The following is a 15,290-nucleotide window of genomic DNA, read 5'->3' on the forward strand; positions in this document are numbered from 1 at the left end:
AGATCAACCGCGCTGGCGCACGGCCTCGAACAGGCTGACGCCGGCGGCGACGGAGACGTTCAGGCTCTCGATCTCGCCCGGCATCGGAATCTTGACCAGGCCATCGCAGTTCTCGCGGGTCAGGCGGCGCAGGCCATCGGCCTCGCCACCCAGCACCAGGGCGATGTTGCCCTTCAGGTCCAGCTGGTACAGCGAAGCGGTGGCTTCGCCGGCCAGACCATAGATCCACACGCCCTGCTTCTGCAGGTCCTTCAGGCAGCGCGACAGGTTGGTCACCGCCACTACCGGGATCAAATCGGCGGCACCGGCCGAGGTCTTGCGCACGGTCGCGTTCACCGTGGCCGACTTGTCCTTGGGGATGATTACTGCAGTCGCGCCGGCCGCAGCGGCCGAGCGCAGGCAGGCGCCGAGGTTGTGCGGGTCCTGCACCTCGTCCAGCACCAGCAGCAGGGCCTTGCCTTCGGCTGCAGTGACCAGGCCTTCCAGCTCGTTCTCGCTGTAGGTACGAGCGGCGGCATAGCGCGCGGCCACGCCCTGGTGGCGCACCGAACCACCCACGCCATCCAGCGCCTGGCTGTTCACCTTGCGCACGTCGATGCCCTTGCGGCGGGCGTTTTCCTCGATCTCGGTCAGGCGCGGGTTCTTCGCACCGGCCTCGACCAGCACTTCGCGGACGTTCTCGGCGTCGTTCTCGATGGAGGAGGCGACGGCGTTGACGCCGACAATCCACTGGCTGTTCTTGCTCATGCGGGCGGGGACCGGAAAGGGGGTGGCTATGGTAGAGCATCGGCGGGCCGGGCGCTGCGGCGGGCCCGCCTGTAGAGCCGAGCCTGCACCCGGCGGCCTTGGGTTCAGGCTGCGGCGACCCGCCAGCCGAGCGTGGGCTCGGCTCTACAGGTGCGTTACCGGCTGCGCGGCGGCCAGTGTGGGGTGTCGTGGTCGGGATGCTGGTGGGACACGATCGTGGCCAGGAAATCCAGCGCGGCGATGTCTTCCTCGGTACGACGGGCCGGCAGGCTGGCCGACGTATCGACGAACGGCAGCTTGCGCTCGACCCCGTACTGGATCGTCGGCGGCAGGCGCTCGGGTTCGTCAAAGGCACCGGCCGCCACCGCCACGCCGTCCGGCGCCTCGTAGGTCAGCGGCGTACCGCAGTCGGCGCAGAAGCCCCGCCGCACCACGTTGGACGACTGGAAATAGCGCGGCTGGCCGCGGGTCCAGCTGAACTGCACGCCGCGCACCGACACCAGCGGCGCGTAGTAGGCACCGAAGGCCTTCTGGCACATCCGGCAATGGCAGATCGAGCTGTCGGTGAGCGCGCCACGCGCCTGGAAGCGGATCGCGCCGCACTGGCAGCCGCCGCTGTACTCGGGTTGGCCCTGCATCTGCGGTCCTCCGTAACGTCGTGCCAACCAAGGTTGGCACCTACCGGGTGAGGGATGTGCCAACCAACGGCTGGCACCTACCGGGTGAGGCAGGTGCCGACCGTTGGTCGGCACACCTTTCAATACTGCTTCTTCGTCCGCTTGGCCGGCTTTCCACGCTCCGGCAGCGGCGGCAGGCCATCGCCTTCGTCCTTGTGTTCGACCAGGCGGAAGTCGATCTTGCGCTCCTCCATGCTGGCCTTCAGCACCAGGATCCGCACGCGGTCACCCAGCCGGTAGCTGGCGCCACGGCGCTCGCCGGTCAGCGTCTTGCGGGTGGCGTCGAACTTGTAATAGTCCTGCGGCAGCTGGGTCACGTGGACCAGGCCCTGCACTTTCGACTCATCCAGCTCGACGAACAGGCCGAAGCTGGTCACGCCGCTGATCACGCCATCGAACTGGCCACCCACGTGCTTTTCCATCCACGCCGCGCGGTAACGCTCGTCGACCTCACGCTCCGCTTCATCGGCACGGCGCTCACGCTCGGAGCACTGCAGCGCCAGCGCAGCCATTTCGCGCGCGTTGTAGGTGAACTTGTCCAACGGCTTGCCGGACAGCGCGTGCTTGATCGCGCGGTGCACCAGCAGGTCGGGATAGCGACGGATCGGCGAGGTGAAGTGCGCGTACGCCTCCAGCGCCAGGCCGAAGTGGCCGTGGTTCTCCGGGCTGTAGATCGCCAGGCTCTGGCTGCGCAGCAGCACCGATTCCAGCAGCGTGGCATCGGGGCGGTCGCGGATCTTCTTCAGCAGCTTGGTGTAGTCACCCGGGCGCACCTTGGACCACGGCGGCAGGCTCAGCTTGAACTCCTTGAGGAATTCCAGCAGGTCGGCGTACTTGGTTTCCGGCGGCTTCTCGTGGATGCGGTACGGGGCCGGCACGTGGCGCGACAGCAGGTACTTCGCCGCCTCGACGTTGGCCGCGATCATGCATTCCTCGATCAGCTTGTGCGCGTCGTTGCGCACCAGCATGCCGGCCTGGGTCACTTCACCGCGGTTGTCCAGCACGAAGCGTACTTCACTGCTTTCGAACTCGATGGCACCGCGCTTGGCGCGTGCCTTGGACAGCACCTTGTACAGCTGGTGCAGGCGCTGCACCTGCGGCAACAGATCGCCCATCCAGGCCTTGGTATCGGCATCGTCCTCGCCCACCGCCTTCCACACCTGGGTGTAGGTCAGGCGCGCGTGCGAGTTCATCACCGCCTCGTAGAAGCGCGAATGCGTGACCAGGCCGTCGCGGTCGATCTGCATGTCGCAGACGAAGCACATGCGGTCGACCTTCGGCATCAACGAACAGATGCCGTTGGAGAGCGTCTCCGGCAGCATCGGCACCACGAAGCCGGGGAAGTAGACCGAAGTCGCACGCTTCTGCGCTTCCTCGTCCAGCGGCGTGCCGGGGCGGACGTAGTTCGAAACATCGGCAATCGCCACCACCAGGCGGAAACCGTCGGCATTCGGCTCGCAGTACACCGCGTCGTCGAAGTCCTTGGCATCTTCACCGTCGATGGTGACCAGCGGCGTGCTGCGCAGATCGACACGGTCGCCGATCATCGCCGGTTCAACCACCAGCGGCACCGAGGCGGCTTCGTCCAGCACCTCCTGCGGGAACTCGAACGGCAGCTCGTGGCCGTGGATGGCGGTCTCCACCACCAGCGATGCGGTCAGCTTGTCGCCGAGCACGGCGATGATGCGGCCGATCGGCGGACGGCGGCTGTCCGGCGCCTGGGTCAGCTCGCAGACCACCAGTTGGCCGTCGCGCGCGCCACCGGTCTGGTCCGGCGGCACCTGTACGTTGCGCTGCACGCGCTTGTCGTCTGGCACCACGTAGTTGATGCCCATCTCGATGCTGAAGCGACCGATCAGGCGGGTCATGCCGCGCTCAAGCACGCGGGCGATGCTGCCTTCGCGCCGGCCACGATGGTCGATGCCGGTCACACGGGCCAGCACCTTGTCACCGTGCATCACCTTGCGCATTTCATACGGCGGCAAGAACAGGTCGTCGCCACCCTCGACCGGGCGCAGGAAGCCAAATCCTTCCGGGTTGGCGATCACCACGCCGGTGACCAGGTTCAGGGTCTGGATCGGGGCGAAGCCGCCACGACGGTTCTGCACCAACTGGCCATCACGGACCATGGCACCAAGCCGGCGCGACAGCGCCTCGGCCCGGTCAGGTGCGGTCAGGCCCAGGCGCGCGCCCAGTTCTTCGGCGGTCTGCGGCCCGTCGCAACGCTCCAGCAGGGCCAGAATGGCCTCGCGGCTGGCGATGGGCTGTTCGTATTTCTCCGCTTCACGCGCGGCATAGGGATCGTCAATCACCTTGCCGGTCGGCGGCAGCTTGCGGCCCGGGGCCGGGCCTGGCGCGTCGGTATTGCGGACCTTGCGGCCACGCGGTGGTGCGCCGCCTTCATTCAATTCGGGGAACCAGCCCGGCAACGGCTTGCCCGGCTTGGTGGTGCGGGCCGTGCCCGCCTTGGCGCCCTTCTTCGGGCCCTGGCTGCGGGAGGTGCTCCCGCCCTTGCTTGGTTTTTTGGTAGTCATCGCCCTACATGGTAGCCGTTGACGGCGTGCAGAACGGGTCAGTGGCCGTCTTGAAGGCCTTGCGTGAAAAATATTCAGGAAGTCGTTGACAGCCTGCGGATTCATCTTCACAATTGCGCCTCTGGAACGCCCAGGTGGCGGAATTGGTAGACGCACTAGTTTCAGGTACTAGCGGGTAAAACCGTGGAGGTTCGAGTCCTCTCCTGGGCACCAACGAAAAAAACTCCTCGCTTCGGCGGGGATTTTTTTTGCCTGTAATCCGGCCCTGAGGCTCGCCCCTGATTCCTCCAGGAAGGAACTCCGACCGGTAATCGCAATGATCTTCACAAGGGTGTTGACACCCCCGTCACAGCACCCCATAATCTCGCTCCTCGACGCCCAGGTGGCGGAATTGGTAGACGCACTAGTTTCAGGTACTAGCGGGTAAAACCGTGGAGGTTCGAGTCCTCTCCTGGGCACCACGTCGAGAATGAGAAAAACCCGCGAAAGCGGGTTTTTTCATGCCCGTGATTCGGCATCGCCGCGATCGACGGCCGGCATCACAACAACGGTCGCAGCACCAGCTCCAGCCCGAGCAGCAGCAGGAAACCCAGGAAGCAGGCCCGGAACACCCGTGCACTGATGCGCTGCCGGATCACCTGCCCCAGCCACATGCCCAGCAGTGCCGGCAACACCGCCAACGCACTCAGCCCCAGCTGCTGGATGCCGAATGCGCCATGCAGCACCAGGCCGGTGGTCAGCGAAATCGTCGACACAGTGAAGGCCAGCCCCAACGCCTGCACCAGCTCCTCGCGCTGCAATCCCAGCGACTGCAGATACGGTACCGCCGGCATCACGAACACGCCGGTGGCGCCGGTCACCACGCCCGACAATGCCCCCACCAGCGGCCCCAGCCAACGCTCGCGCCGCTGCGGCACGCGAAACACCGGTGCAAGCAGGGCATAGACGGCATAGACCACCAGCGCCACTCCCAGCGCAACGCGCGACCAGGTGCGATCGACCCGCACCAGCAGCGCCGCCGAACCCAGTGTCACCGCCACCACCGCCAGCATCATCGGCCACAGGCGCCGCACGATGGGGCCCAGCGACGGCCCGGACAACAGCTGCCACGCGTTGGTGACAAAGGTGGGGATGAACAGCATCGATGCCGCCGCCACCGGCGACAACGCGCCACCGAGCAGCCCCATCGCCACCGTCGGCAACCCCATGCCGGTCACGCCCTTGACCACGCCAGCCAGCACGAACACCACCACCAGCAGCGCGTAGAAGTACATCGATTCATTCATGCCTTCATTGGATCGGGCCGTCGCCCGGCGCACAATGCGGTCTTCCCGGCCCACCCTTCGGCTGATCCGAAGGCTCGGGCGTTGCGATGAGGGCATGACATGCGGATGGATATCGCCGACCTGCGCCTGTTCCTGGCGATTGCCGAGGCGGGCAGCATCACGGCCGGCGCGGCGCAGGCGAACCTGGCCCTGGCCTCGGCCAGCGAACGCCTGCGCACGATCGAAGCCGATGCCGGCACCGTGCTGCTGAACCGCCATCCGCGTGGCGTCAGCCTGACTGAAGCCGGCGCCGCCCTCGCCCACCATGCACGCCTGATCCTGCAGCAGCAGGCGCAGCTGCGCGGCGAACTGCAGGCATTCGCCCATGGCGCGCGCGGTACCCTGCATCTGTATGCCAATACCGCTGCGCTGACCAACTACCTGCCCTCGCGGCTGGCACCGTGGCTGGCCGAACGCCCACGCCTGCATGTGGAACTGCTGGAGCGCACCAGCCCCGAAGTCGTGCGTGCGATCAGCGCTGGCCAGGCCGAGGCCGGCATCATCAGCGATGCGGTCGACGCTGCCGGCCTGCAGCAGCATGTGGTGGCCGAAGATCCACTGGTGATGCTGCTGCCCGCAGACCATCGCCTCGCATCGCGGCGCAGCCTGGCCTTCGCCGATGTTGCCGGCGAGACTTTCGTCGCCCTGGCCGATGGCAATGCACTGCAGACCTACATCGAGGACCAGGCACGCGACATCGGGCGGCGCCTGGATGTGCGCATCCGCATGAAGACCTTCGAAGGGGTGTGCATCATGGTCGGCCACGACATTGGTATCGGCATCGTGCCGCGGACCATCGCCCGCCAGCATCGGCGCAGCACGCATACCGTCGCCGTACCGCTCGCCGATGCGTGGGCACAGCGCCGCCTGTGCGCCTGTTTTGCCGAGTGGGCGCAGTTGTCATCGGCAATGCGCAGCCTGCTGCTTCACCTGGGCGTGCAGCCGCAGAAAAAGCTGTGAAATGTTGTTGACACATCCTCTGCCGTACCGCACAATTCGTCTCCTGAGTCGCCCAGGTGGCGGAATTGGTAGACGCACTAGTTTCAGGTACTAGCGGGTAAAACCGTGGAGGTTCGAGTCCTCTCCTGGGCACCACGACTCAAGATGATCAAACCCGCGAAAGCGGGTTTTTTCGTTTCCGGGGTTTGGCGAGCGTGGCATCGCATCTACCGCTCGAACTGTCGTATCTCGCACCACCCAGGCGTCACCCGCTGGTGCATACGTCCTCCCGGCGCGTCGTCACCAAACCCTGAACGGCTTTCTTCTGGGTCGCATTTCACATTGCGCGTTCAATTCGTAATTTTCCTAGTCGGAGATCTACCCGATTCCTTTTCGGTGGAAGGCAGATTTACGGGAGCCGGTTGCAGGTCTATCGCCACGACCTGACCAGCGCCCCCCCCTTTCCCCAAAGGACGCCCCAATGCAGCGCAGCATCATCTGCCCTCACTGCCACACCGGCTCGAACCACGGCGTACGCGTATGCGTGGGATGCCAGGCCGAGGTCCACTACGGCGCATCGAAGGAGGCCGTAATGTTCGTCTTTGTCGCCGCCATCATCTGCGGCGCACTGGTCGGCAGCCGATTGCAGGCCACTGCCGGCTGGATCACGTGCGGCGCCGTACTTGTGGCGGGAATGTGGGCCATTTCCCGATTGTTCCGTGATCGGGTGGTGTTCAAGCGCATCTATCGCACGCGCTGAACCTGCGCCGCTGCACTCCCCCAACGGCAGGGCCCGTGCGACCCGCGTTGCACAAACAAAAACCCCGCCTTGCGGCGGGGTCAAAATACAGCACGTGTTTCCAGGGAGTTTTCAGTGCCCGCCGCCGGCGGCCGCACCTGCGCCTGCACCGAACGGCGGTTTGGCCAGCCACAGGAACGCGATGATCGCCAGGAAGATCCAGCCCAGCAGGAAGAAGATGTCGTTGAAGCCCATCTGCGATGCCTGGTGGTTGATCATGTTGTTCAGTACCGCGGCACCATGTTGCAGGTCGCCCTGCCCCATCGCCGTCACCTGGTCCTGCATGCCCGGCTGATAGACCGAGATGTGCTCGGTCAGGTCAGCATGGTGCACCTGGGTGCGCCGCGCCCACAGCCACGTCGTCAGCGACGCCGCGAAACTGCCGCCCAGCGTACGCAGGAAGGTGGCCAGGCCGGAGCCCGCCGCGATCTCGCGCCCATCCAGGTCCGACAGCAGGATCTGCAGCACCGGCATGAAGAACAGCGCGACGCCGATGCCCATGATCAACTGCACGCCGGCCACGTGGGTGTAGTCCACCTGCAGGTTGAAGTTCGAACGCAGGAAACTGGTCATCGACAACACGATGAACGCGACCGTGGCCAGCATGCGCATGTCGAAGCGCGATGCGTACTTGCCCACGAACGGGGTCATGATCACCGGCAGGATGCCGATCGGCGCCGTCGCCAGGCCCGCCCAGATCGCGGTGTAACCCATGTCACGCTGCAGCCACTGCGGAATCAGCAGGGCCACGCTGAAGAACGCCGCGTACGCCACCACCATCGCCAGCGTACCGGCGCGGAAGTTGCGATGCCGGAACAGCTTCAGGTCGACGATCGGATCCTTGTCGGTCAGTTCCCAGATCAGGAACACCGTCAGCGTGACCACAGCCACACACGCCAGCACCACGATCTTCATCGACGAGAACCAGTCCTCGTCATTACCCAGGTCGAGCACCAGCTGCAGCGCACCGACACCGATCACCAAGGTGACCAGGCCGACATAGTCCATCTTCGGCTTCTCGATGTGCTCCGGGCGCCCCTTCAACTGGTTGCCCACCACCAGCGCGGCAAAGATGCCCAGCGGCACATTGATCAGGAAGATCCATTCCCAGCTGTAGTTGTCGGTGATCCAGCCACCGAGGATGGGGCCGCAGATCGGCGCAACCACCGTGATCATCGCCAGCAGCGCCAATGCCTGCCCACGTTTCTCACGCGGGTAGATCGAGACCAGCAGCGACTGCGTGATCGGATACATCGGGCCGGCCACGAAGCCCTGCAACGCACGCGACACCACCAGCATGCCCATGCTCTGCGCCAGGCCGCACAGCAGCGAGGTGATGACAAAGGCCAGCGTGGCCCAGACGAACAGCTTGCGTTCGCCGAAACGGCGGCTGAGCCAGCCGGTCAGCGGCAGCGCGATGGCCGTGCTGACCGCAAACGAGGTGATGACCCAGGTCGCCTGCTGCGAACTGGCACCGAGATTGCCGGCGATGGTCGGCAGCGAGACGTTGGCGATGGTGGTATCGAGCACCTGCATGAACGAGGCCATCGCCAGGCCGACGGTACACAGGGCGACGCTGGGCGGCAGGAACCCGGAGGCCGCACCCGGCGCCGCCGGTGCACCCGGAGCGCCGGGCGCGGCTGGAGCTTGTGCGGACATGGCGACCTCAGCCCACCTTCGCCTGCTGCTGCGGCAGGTTGCCCTGGATGATCGTATGGATCACCTCGTCGGCATCATGCAGCTGCTTGGCATACACGTCGGTGTCGAACACCGTGCCCTTGGCCGCAGTGCTCGGCAGCACTTCGCCCTTCTGGTCGCGCAGGCTCACTTCAGCCTTCATCGACAGGCCGATGCGCAGCGGGTGTTCGGCCAGCTGCTTGGCATCGATGGCGATGCGTACCGGCACGCGCTGCACGATCTTGATCCAGTTGCCGCTGGCGTTCTGCGCCGGCAGCAGCGAGAACGCCGAGCCGGTGCCCAGGCCCAGGCTCTGGACGCGACCCTTGTACTTCACGTCACCGGCGTACAGGTCCGACTTCAGCTCCACTTCCTGGCCCAGGCGCATGTGGCGCAGCTGGGTTTCCTTGAAGTTGGCCTCGACCCACATCTGCTCGGTCGGCACTACCGCCATCAGCGCGTTGCCCGGCTGCACGCGCTGGCCGACCTGCACCGAACGACGGGCAACGTAGCCGGTGACCGGCGCGACGATGCCGGCGCGGGCGTTGTTGAGGAAGGCCTGGCGCAGCTGCGCGGCGGCCGCCTGCACGTCTGGCTGGGTGGCGATCACGGTGTCGTCGACCAGCGCGCGGTTGCGCTCGACGGTCTCGCGCGAACCGGCCACGGCGGCTTCGGCAGCGGCCAGCTCGTCACGCGCATGGGCCAGTTCTTCATCGGAAATTGCGCCGGTGGCGGCCAGATCCTTGCGGCGAGCGAAATCTTCGCGCACGCGCTTCAGGGTCACCTGGCGCGCGTTCAGGTCCGCCTGCGCACCTTCCACGCTGCGGTACAGGCCACGGGTCTGGCGCACGGTCTTGGCCAGGTTGGCTTCGGCCTGCTGCAGCGCCACCGACGTGTCGGACGGGTCCAGCTGCACCAGCAGCTGGCCGCGCTCCACGCGCATGCCGTCATCGGCGTTGATGGCGACCACGGTACCGGCCACCAGCGGGGTGATCTGTACCTGGTTGCCCTGCACGTAGGCGTCGTCGGTCTCTTCGAACCAACGGCCGAACATGAAGTACCACAGCGCCAGTGCGGCAAGCAGCAGCACGACGATCACGAACAGGCCGCGCAGCAGGTTGCCGCGGCGGTTGGAGGCGGCCGGGGCCGCGGTGTCTTGGGTCTGGCTCATGGCGGAAGTCTTCAGGAATGCGAGGAATCGGAATGGGAGGCGATCGGTGCGCGGTCGGCGTCAGCGGGCTGGAAACCACCGCCCAGCGCCTTGCTCAGGCGCACCGAGGTCTGCACCTGCTGCGACTGCAGGCCGGCCAGCTGCTGCTGCGACTGCAACAGCGTGGACTGCGCGGTCAGCACGTCCAGGTAGCTGCCGATGCCGGCGCGGTAGCGCTGCTGGGCCAGGTCGAAGGCCGAGCGTGCGGTGTCCACGGCCTGCTGCTGCGAATGCGCCTGCTGCGCCAGCGAGCGCACCGCGTTGACCTGGTCGGCCACGTCGCGCAGCGCATCGAGCACGGTCTGGTTGTAGTTGGCCACCGCCAGGTCGTACTGCGCATCGGTGTTGGCCAGGTTGGCGCGCAGCTTGCCGCCTTCGAAGATCGGCAGGCTCAGCGCCGGGCCGATGTAGGCGAAGGTGGAACTGCTCTTCAGCAGGTCACCCACGTTCGGGGCGACCACGCCGGCCAGCGCGGTCAGGTTGAAGCTCGGGTAGAACTTGGTCTTTGCCACCTTGATCTGCTTGTCGGCCGCTTCCACGCGCCAGCGCGCGGCGACGATGTCGGGGCGACGGCCGAGCAGTTCGCTAGGCAGCACGCCCGGCAGCTGCAGCGCCACCGGGTTCAGCGGCTGCGGGCGCTGGATCGACAGGCCACGGTCCGGGCCCTTGCCAACCAGCGCGGCCAGTGCGGTGCGGGCCGCGTCGATGCGCTGCTGTGCGGCCTGCACCTGCTGCTGCGCGGCCGGTACCCGGGCCTCGGCCTGGCGCACCTGCAGGTCGCTGTCGATGCCGGCGCTGCGGCGCTGGCGGGTCAGCTCCAGCGATTTCTGCGAGCGGGCCAGTTCTTCTTCGGCCACATCATTGAGCTGCCACGCATAGGCGAGATCGGCATAAGCCTGGGTGATGCCGGTGGACAGGCTCAGGCGTGCGGCCTGCGCCTCGACGGTGGCGGCATGCGCACCGTCCACGGCGGCTTCCCAGGCAGCGCGCTTGCCGCCCCACAGGTCCACGCCGTAGCTGAAGTCGAAGGCGACCTGGCTGCTGCCGCCGTAGCGGCCGCCCATCTCGCTGCCGACCATCGACTCGGGCAGGCGCAGGCCGGTGTAGCCACCGGACACCGACAGGCTGGGCAGTTCATCGGCACGTGCGGTGCCGACCTGGGCCTGGGCCTGGCGCAGACGCGCGTCGGCGGCGTCCAGGCTCGGGTGGCCGGCCAGGCCCTCGGCGACCAGCGCGTCCAGCTGCGCATCGCCCAGCGCCTTCCACCAGTCCTGCGCCGGGAAGCCGGTGGCGCTCAGGTCGGTGTCGGCCAAGGTGCGTTCGCTGTGCAGACTGTCCACGTCAAGCACGTGGCCCTGCGGGTTGAGGCCACGACTGCTGGCGCAGGCGGCCAGGGCCAGGGCCAGCGCTGACACCAGCAGCGCGCGCCCGGACCGGCGGAGAGTGGAATGCGGGATCGGGTTCATGGGGTCGTCAGGGAATCGCGGATTCGGGTAAGGAGGGACAGCAGCAGCGTGCGCTCGTCGGCGGAAAGATCACGCAGGGCGTAATCCATCACCGCGTCGCCACGCAGCTTCAGCCGCGCCCACAGCGCGCGGCCTTCATCGGTCAGTACGATCTGCAGCGCCCGCCGATCCTGCGCATGCGGCTCGCGGCGGACGCAGCCCAGCGCCTCCAGCTTGTCCAACAGGCGGGTCACCGCACTGGGCACCTGGTCGATGGCCTGGGCCAGCTCGTTGGCCGTGCACGGGGCCATGTTGGAAAGCACCTTCAACCCGATGTAGTGGGTGAAACCGATACCCAGGTCTTCTTCAGCCATGGATGCGTCGAGTTGACGGACCAGGCCGTCGCGCACCTGGCGCAGCAGCAGGCCGAAGCTGGGGGGAGTGGTTGCAGGACAGATCATGGGGGAGCATTCTCTTCCAAAAAAAATATTTCTCAATGGAAATATTCGATCTGGCATCGAATGCTGTGTTGCAGCAGTGGGCTGGATCAATGAAGGCGCCTACCTTAATGATCTGGTCAGGTGGCCCGGTAGTACAATTCAGCCAATGGATGACACATTTCAGCCAGCGGATATGATGAACAAGGCAGAAATTCCCCCTTCCAAGCGCCTGCTCAGGGATGACGCACTGGACTGGTTCGAGCGCAATGACGGGCCACCGGCTGTCGCCTTCCGCTTCGACAGCCCGCAGGGATTGGTCCGAGAAGTGGATTGGCATCATCACCAGCGCGCGCAGCTGATCTGCGTGGAGCGCGGCCTGTTGACCACCCGGACCTCGCACGGGACATGGTCACTGGCGCCGGGCTCGGCCGGCTGGATGCCGCCGCTGGAGCCGCATACGGTCACCCTCGACGGCCCGCTGCGCGGCTGGGGCATGGCACTGGCCGCGCCGGCCTGCGCCACCCTGCCTGCCGATCCCTGCGTGCTGGGCCTGTCCAAGCTGGCGCAGGCGCTGGCCGACCGCATCTGCGAATGGCCGCTGGGCTATGACACCACGCCCGAGCGCCAGCACATCATCGAGGTGTTGCTGGACGAGATCCGCACCGCGCCGCGCCAGCGCATGCATCTACCGATGCCGCACGACCGGCGCCTGCTGAAGATCGCCTCGCAGCTGCTGGCCGACCCCTCCGACGAGCGCAGCCTTGCCGAATGGGCGCATTGGGCCGGCCTGTCGCCGCGCAGCCTGACCCGTCACTTCCGCGACGAGACCACGCTCAGCTTCGCCCAGTGGCGGCAGCAGGCCCGCTTGTCCGAGGCCCTGCGCCAGCTGACCGACGGCCGCAGCGTGGCCGACATCGCCCACGCGCTGGGCTTCAGCAGCGCCAGCGCCTTCGTCACCGTGTTCCGCCGCCACTTCGGGCTGCCGCCGGGGCGCTACCTGGCACGGGCCGGCCACGGCCTGGAAACCGGGCTGGACCCTGCACGCGGCTTGGCATCCCCCGCCGCATCCGGATAATCACAGGATTGCGAGCGGCGACGCCGTCGCCGCCTCCTGACAACAGGTAACAACGCCGCATGACCGAACTTGCCCGCCCCGTGTTCCACGGATTCGAACAACTGCCGCTGCGCGAGTACGCCGAACGCGCCTACCTCGACTACTCGATGTACGTGGTCTTGGACCGCGCCCTCCCGTTCATCGGCGACGGCCTGAAGCCGGTGCAGCGCCGCATCATCTATTCGATGAGCGAGCTGGGCCTGAACGCCGCGTCCAAGCCGAAGAAGTCCGCGCGCACCGTCGGTGACGTCATCGGCAAGTACCACCCGCACGGCGACAGCGCGTGCTACGAGGCGCTGGTGCTGATGGCCCAGCCGTTCTCGTACCGCTACCCACTGATCGAGGGCCAGGGCAACTTCGGCTCCAGCGACGACCCGAAGTCGTTTGCGGCGATGCGTTACACCGAATCCAAGCTGACCCCGATCGCCGAAGTGCTGCTGGGCGAACTGGGCCAGGGCACCACCGACTGGGCACCGAACTTCGACGGCACCCTGCAGGAACCGACCTGGATGCCGGCGCGGCTGCCGCACCTGCTGCTGAACGGCACCACCGGCATCGCCGTGGGCATGGCCACCGACGTGCCGCCGCACAATCTCAACGAGATCGTCAGCGCGCTGCTGCACCTGCTGGACAACCCCGATGCCAGCGTGCGCGACCTGTGCGAGCACGTGCAGGGCCCGGACTATCCGTCCAGCGCCGAGATCATCACCGCGGCCAATGACCTGCGCAACATCTACGAGACCGGCAACGGCAGCGTGCGCGCACGTGCGACCTTCACCAAGGAAGCGCACAACATCGTGGTCACCGCGCTGCCGTTCCAGGTGTCGCCGTCGAAGGTGATCGAGCAGATCGCCGCCCAGATGCGCGCCAAGAAGCTGCCGTGGCTGGAAGACATCCGCGATGAATCCGACCACGCCAACCCGGTGCGCGTGGTGCTGGTGCCGCGTTCCAACCGCGTCGACGCCGAGCAGCTGATGGGCCACCTGTTCGCCACCACGGACCTGGAGCGCAGCTACCGCGTCAACCTCAACGTGATCGGGTTGGACGGCCGTCCGCAGGTGAAGAACCTGAAGATGCTGCTCAGCGAATGGCTGACCTTCCGCAGCAACACCGTCACCCGCCGCCTGCAGCACCGCCTGCAGAAGGTCGAGCGCCGCCTGCACCTGCTGGAAGGCCTGCTGGTCGCCTTCCTCAACCTGGACGAGGTGATCCACATCATCCGTACCGAAGACGAGCCGAAGGCGGCGCTGATCGCGCGCTTCGGCCTGTCCGAGGAACAGGCCGAGTACATCCTGGAAACCAAGTTGAAGCAGCTGGCCCGCCTGGAGGAAATGAAAATCCGCGGCGAGCAGGATGAACTGGCCAAGGAGCGCGAGAAGATCCTCGGCATCCTCGACAGCAAGGCCAAGCTGAAGAAGCTGATCCGCGATGAACTGACCGCCGACGCCAAGAAGTTCGGCGACGCACGCCGTTCGCCGCTGGTGCAGCGCCAGGCCGCACAGGCCATCGACGAGACCGAGCTGGTGCCGAGCGAGCCGATGACCGTGGTGCTGTCGGAGAAGGGCTGGATCCGTGCCGCCAAGGGCCACGACGTCGATGCGTCCGCCCTCTCCTACCGCGACGGCGACGGGCTGCAGGGCGCGGTGCGTGCGCGCAGCACGCAGCAGGTCGCGTTCCTCGACAGCGAAGGCCGCGCCTACTCGACGCCGGTGCACACCCTGCCCTCCGCACGTGGCAATGGCGAACCGCTGACTGGCCGCTTCTCGCCGGCAGCGGGTACCAGCTTCGTGACCCTGGCCAGTGCCGAGCCGGACACCCGCTTCGTGCTGGCCTCCAGTCATGGCTATGGCTTCGTCACCCGCTTCGAGAACCTGATCGGTCGCAACAAGGCCGGCAAGGCGATGCTGAACCTGTCCGCAGGTTCGTCGGTGCTGACCCCGTCGGTGGTCGCCAATGTCGCCACCGATCGCATCGTGGCAGTGACCAGCTCCGGCAACCTGCTGGCGATCGCCGCCAACGACCTTCCGGAACTGGACAAGGGCAAGGGCAACAAGATCATCGAGATCCCGAAGGCCAAGCTCGCCACCGAACGCGTGGTCGCCATCGTGGCGATCAGCCCGGGGCAGACCCTGCAGGTGCGCAGCGGCCAGCGCACCATGGGCCTGAAGTTCAACGAGCTGGATGCCTACCTCGGCGCCCGCGCCACCCGCGGCCACCTGCTGCCGCGCGGCTGGCAGAAGGTGGAAGGGTTGTCGGTGGAGTGAGGGCTGGGGCCCTACCCTGGTGGGTGTCAACCTTGGTTGACACGCATTACCCCGGTAGACGCCAACCTCGGTTGGCGTTTTCCATCCCAATGGGGTCAGAGCCGTTTTCGTTGAAAACG

The 15,290-nt window shown here is 66.5% G+C and carries 11 protein-coding genes, 3 tRNA genes and 1 pseudogene; 7 read left to right on the forward strand and 8 right to left on the reverse strand.

The annotated features are described in order from the left end of the window. Positions 1 to 3: 3 nt before the first annotated feature. From rlmB to rnr, 3 genes and pseudogenes are all read right to left on the reverse strand, one after another. A complete protein-coding gene (gene rlmB, locus RI032_RS02290; RefSeq protein WP_005408775.1) occupies positions 4 to 747 on the reverse strand; it encodes a 23S rRNA (guanosine(2251)-2'-O)-methyltransferase RlmB in 744 nt (247 codons plus the stop codon). A gap of 155 nt (positions 748 to 902) precedes the next feature. After that, positions 903 to 1,385: a GFA family protein gene (locus RI032_RS02295; protein WP_322547795.1), complete on the reverse strand. Its 483-nt coding sequence runs from the start codon at positions 1,383 to 1,385 to the stop codon at positions 903 to 905. A 119-nt stretch (positions 1,386 to 1,504) separates the two neighbouring features. Further along, positions 1,505 to 3,727, reverse strand: a pseudogene (gene rnr, locus RI032_RS02300) (ribonuclease R); the annotation flags it as partial. 359 nt (positions 3,728 to 4,086) lie between these two features. Here rnr and RI032_RS02305 point away from each other — a divergent pair. Then, positions 4,087 to 4,171, forward strand: a tRNA-Leu gene (locus RI032_RS02305). Between the two features lie 163 nt (positions 4,172 to 4,334). Continuing rightward, positions 4,335 to 4,419 (forward strand) — tRNA-Leu (locus tag RI032_RS02310). A 78-nt stretch (positions 4,420 to 4,497) separates the two neighbouring features. On the opposite strand, the gene RI032_RS02315 is transcribed toward RI032_RS02310, so the two are convergent. Beyond that, on the reverse strand, positions 4,498 to 5,244 hold the full coding sequence (locus RI032_RS02315) for a sulfite exporter TauE/SafE family protein (RefSeq protein ID WP_010486252.1): 747 nt from the start codon (positions 5,242 to 5,244) through the stop codon (positions 4,498 to 4,500). A 99-nt stretch (positions 5,245 to 5,343) separates the two neighbouring features. On the opposite strand from RI032_RS02315, the gene RI032_RS02320 reads away from it, so the two are divergent. The 3 genes from RI032_RS02320 to RI032_RS02330 all read left to right on the forward strand — a co-directional run bounded on the left by RI032_RS02320 (position 5,344) and on the right by RI032_RS02330 (position 6,982). Continuing rightward, positions 5,344 to 6,243, forward strand: a complete 900-nt coding sequence (locus tag RI032_RS02320; protein ID WP_029380078.1) for a LysR family transcriptional regulator — start codon at positions 5,344 to 5,346, stop codon at positions 6,241 to 6,243. A 50-nt stretch (positions 6,244 to 6,293) separates the two neighbouring features. Further along, a tRNA-Leu gene (locus RI032_RS02325) sits at positions 6,294 to 6,378 on the forward strand. Between the two features lie 325 nt (positions 6,379 to 6,703). Next, positions 6,704 to 6,982: a hypothetical protein gene (locus RI032_RS02330; protein WP_010486261.1), complete on the forward strand. Its 279-nt coding sequence runs from the start codon at positions 6,704 to 6,706 to the stop codon at positions 6,980 to 6,982. A gap of 111 nt (positions 6,983 to 7,093) precedes the next feature. Here the strand turns inward: RI032_RS02330 and emrB are convergent, their stop codons facing one another. From emrB to emrR, 4 genes are read right to left on the reverse strand one after another with little or no spacing between them, the layout of a single operon-like run. After that, the gene (gene emrB / locus RI032_RS02335) at positions 7,094 to 8,680 is read right to left on the reverse strand and encodes a multidrug efflux MFS transporter permease subunit EmrB (protein ID WP_019336959.1); all 1,587 of its coding nucleotides are present in this window, start codon (positions 8,678 to 8,680) and stop codon (positions 7,094 to 7,096) included. 7 nt (positions 8,681 to 8,687) lie between these two features. After that, complete coding sequence (emrA, locus tag RI032_RS02340) at positions 8,688 to 9,869, reverse strand: multidrug efflux MFS transporter periplasmic adaptor subunit EmrA (RefSeq protein WP_322547797.1); 1,182 nt, start codon at positions 9,867 to 9,869, stop codon at positions 8,688 to 8,690. An 11-nt stretch (positions 9,870 to 9,880) separates the two neighbouring features. Then, positions 9,881 to 11,374 carry a multidrug efflux transporter outer membrane subunit EmrC gene (gene emrC / locus RI032_RS02345; protein ID WP_053442751.1) on the reverse strand — a complete coding sequence of 498 codons (1,494 nt, stop codon included), beginning with the start codon at positions 11,372 to 11,374 and terminating at the stop codon, positions 9,881 to 9,883. Continuing rightward, positions 11,371 to 11,814, reverse strand: coding sequence for a multidrug efflux system transcriptional regulator EmrR (gene emrR / locus RI032_RS02350; protein ID WP_005415875.1), 444 nt, complete (start codon positions 11,812 to 11,814; stop codon positions 11,371 to 11,373). The genes emrC and emrR overlap by 4 nt, the downstream gene beginning before the upstream one ends. 172 nt (positions 11,815 to 11,986) lie before the next feature. Between emrR and RI032_RS02355 the strand changes: the two genes are divergently transcribed. Next, on the forward strand, positions 11,987 to 12,868 hold the full coding sequence (locus RI032_RS02355; RefSeq protein WP_010486276.1) for a helix-turn-helix domain-containing protein: 882 nt from the start codon (positions 11,987 to 11,989) through the stop codon (positions 12,866 to 12,868). A gap of 59 nt (positions 12,869 to 12,927) precedes the next feature. Further along, positions 12,928 to 15,171: a DNA topoisomerase IV subunit A gene (gene parC / locus RI032_RS02360; RefSeq protein ID WP_057502320.1), complete on the forward strand. Its 2,244-nt coding sequence runs from the start codon at positions 12,928 to 12,930 to the stop codon at positions 15,169 to 15,171. Positions 15,172 to 15,290: the final 119 nt, after the last annotated feature.

It is taken from the genome of Stenotrophomonas geniculata, assembly GCF_034508895.1.
GTDB lineage: Bacteria > Pseudomonadota > Gammaproteobacteria > Xanthomonadales > Xanthomonadaceae > Stenotrophomonas > Stenotrophomonas geniculata.

Coding starts and splice junctions, on each gene's coding strand:
- rlmB (WP_005408775.1), bottom strand. CDS start 747: ATGAGCAAGAACAGCCAGTGGATTGTCGGCGTCAACGCCGTCGCCTCC.
- RI032_RS02295 (WP_322547795.1), bottom strand. CDS start 1,385: ATGCAGGGCCAACCCGAGTACAGCGGCGGCTGCCAGTGCGGCGCGATC.
- RI032_RS02315 (WP_010486252.1), bottom strand. CDS start 5,244: ATGAATGAATCGATGTACTTCTACGCGCTGCTGGTGGTGGTGTTCGTG.
- RI032_RS02320 (WP_029380078.1), top strand. CDS start 5,344: ATGCGGATGGATATCGCCGACCTGCGCCTGTTCCTGGCGATTGCCGAG.
- RI032_RS02330 (WP_010486261.1), top strand. CDS start 6,704: ATGCAGCGCAGCATCATCTGCCCTCACTGCCACACCGGCTCGAACCAC.
- emrB (WP_019336959.1), bottom strand. CDS start 8,680: ATGTCCGCACAAGCTCCAGCCGCGCCCGGCGCTCCGGGTGCACCGGCG.
- emrA (WP_322547797.1), bottom strand. CDS start 9,869: ATGAGCCAGACCCAAGACACCGCGGCCCCGGCCGCCTCCAACCGCCGC.
- emrC (WP_053442751.1), bottom strand. CDS start 11,374: ATGAACCCGATCCCGCATTCCACTCTCCGCCGGTCCGGGCGCGCGCTG.
- emrR (WP_005415875.1), bottom strand. CDS start 11,814: ATGATCTGTCCTGCAACCACTCCCCCCAGCTTCGGCCTGCTGCTGCGC.
- RI032_RS02355 (WP_010486276.1), top strand. CDS start 11,987: ATGATGAACAAGGCAGAAATTCCCCCTTCCAAGCGCCTGCTCAGGGAT.
- parC (WP_057502320.1), top strand. CDS start 12,928: ATGACCGAACTTGCCCGCCCCGTGTTCCACGGATTCGAACAACTGCCG.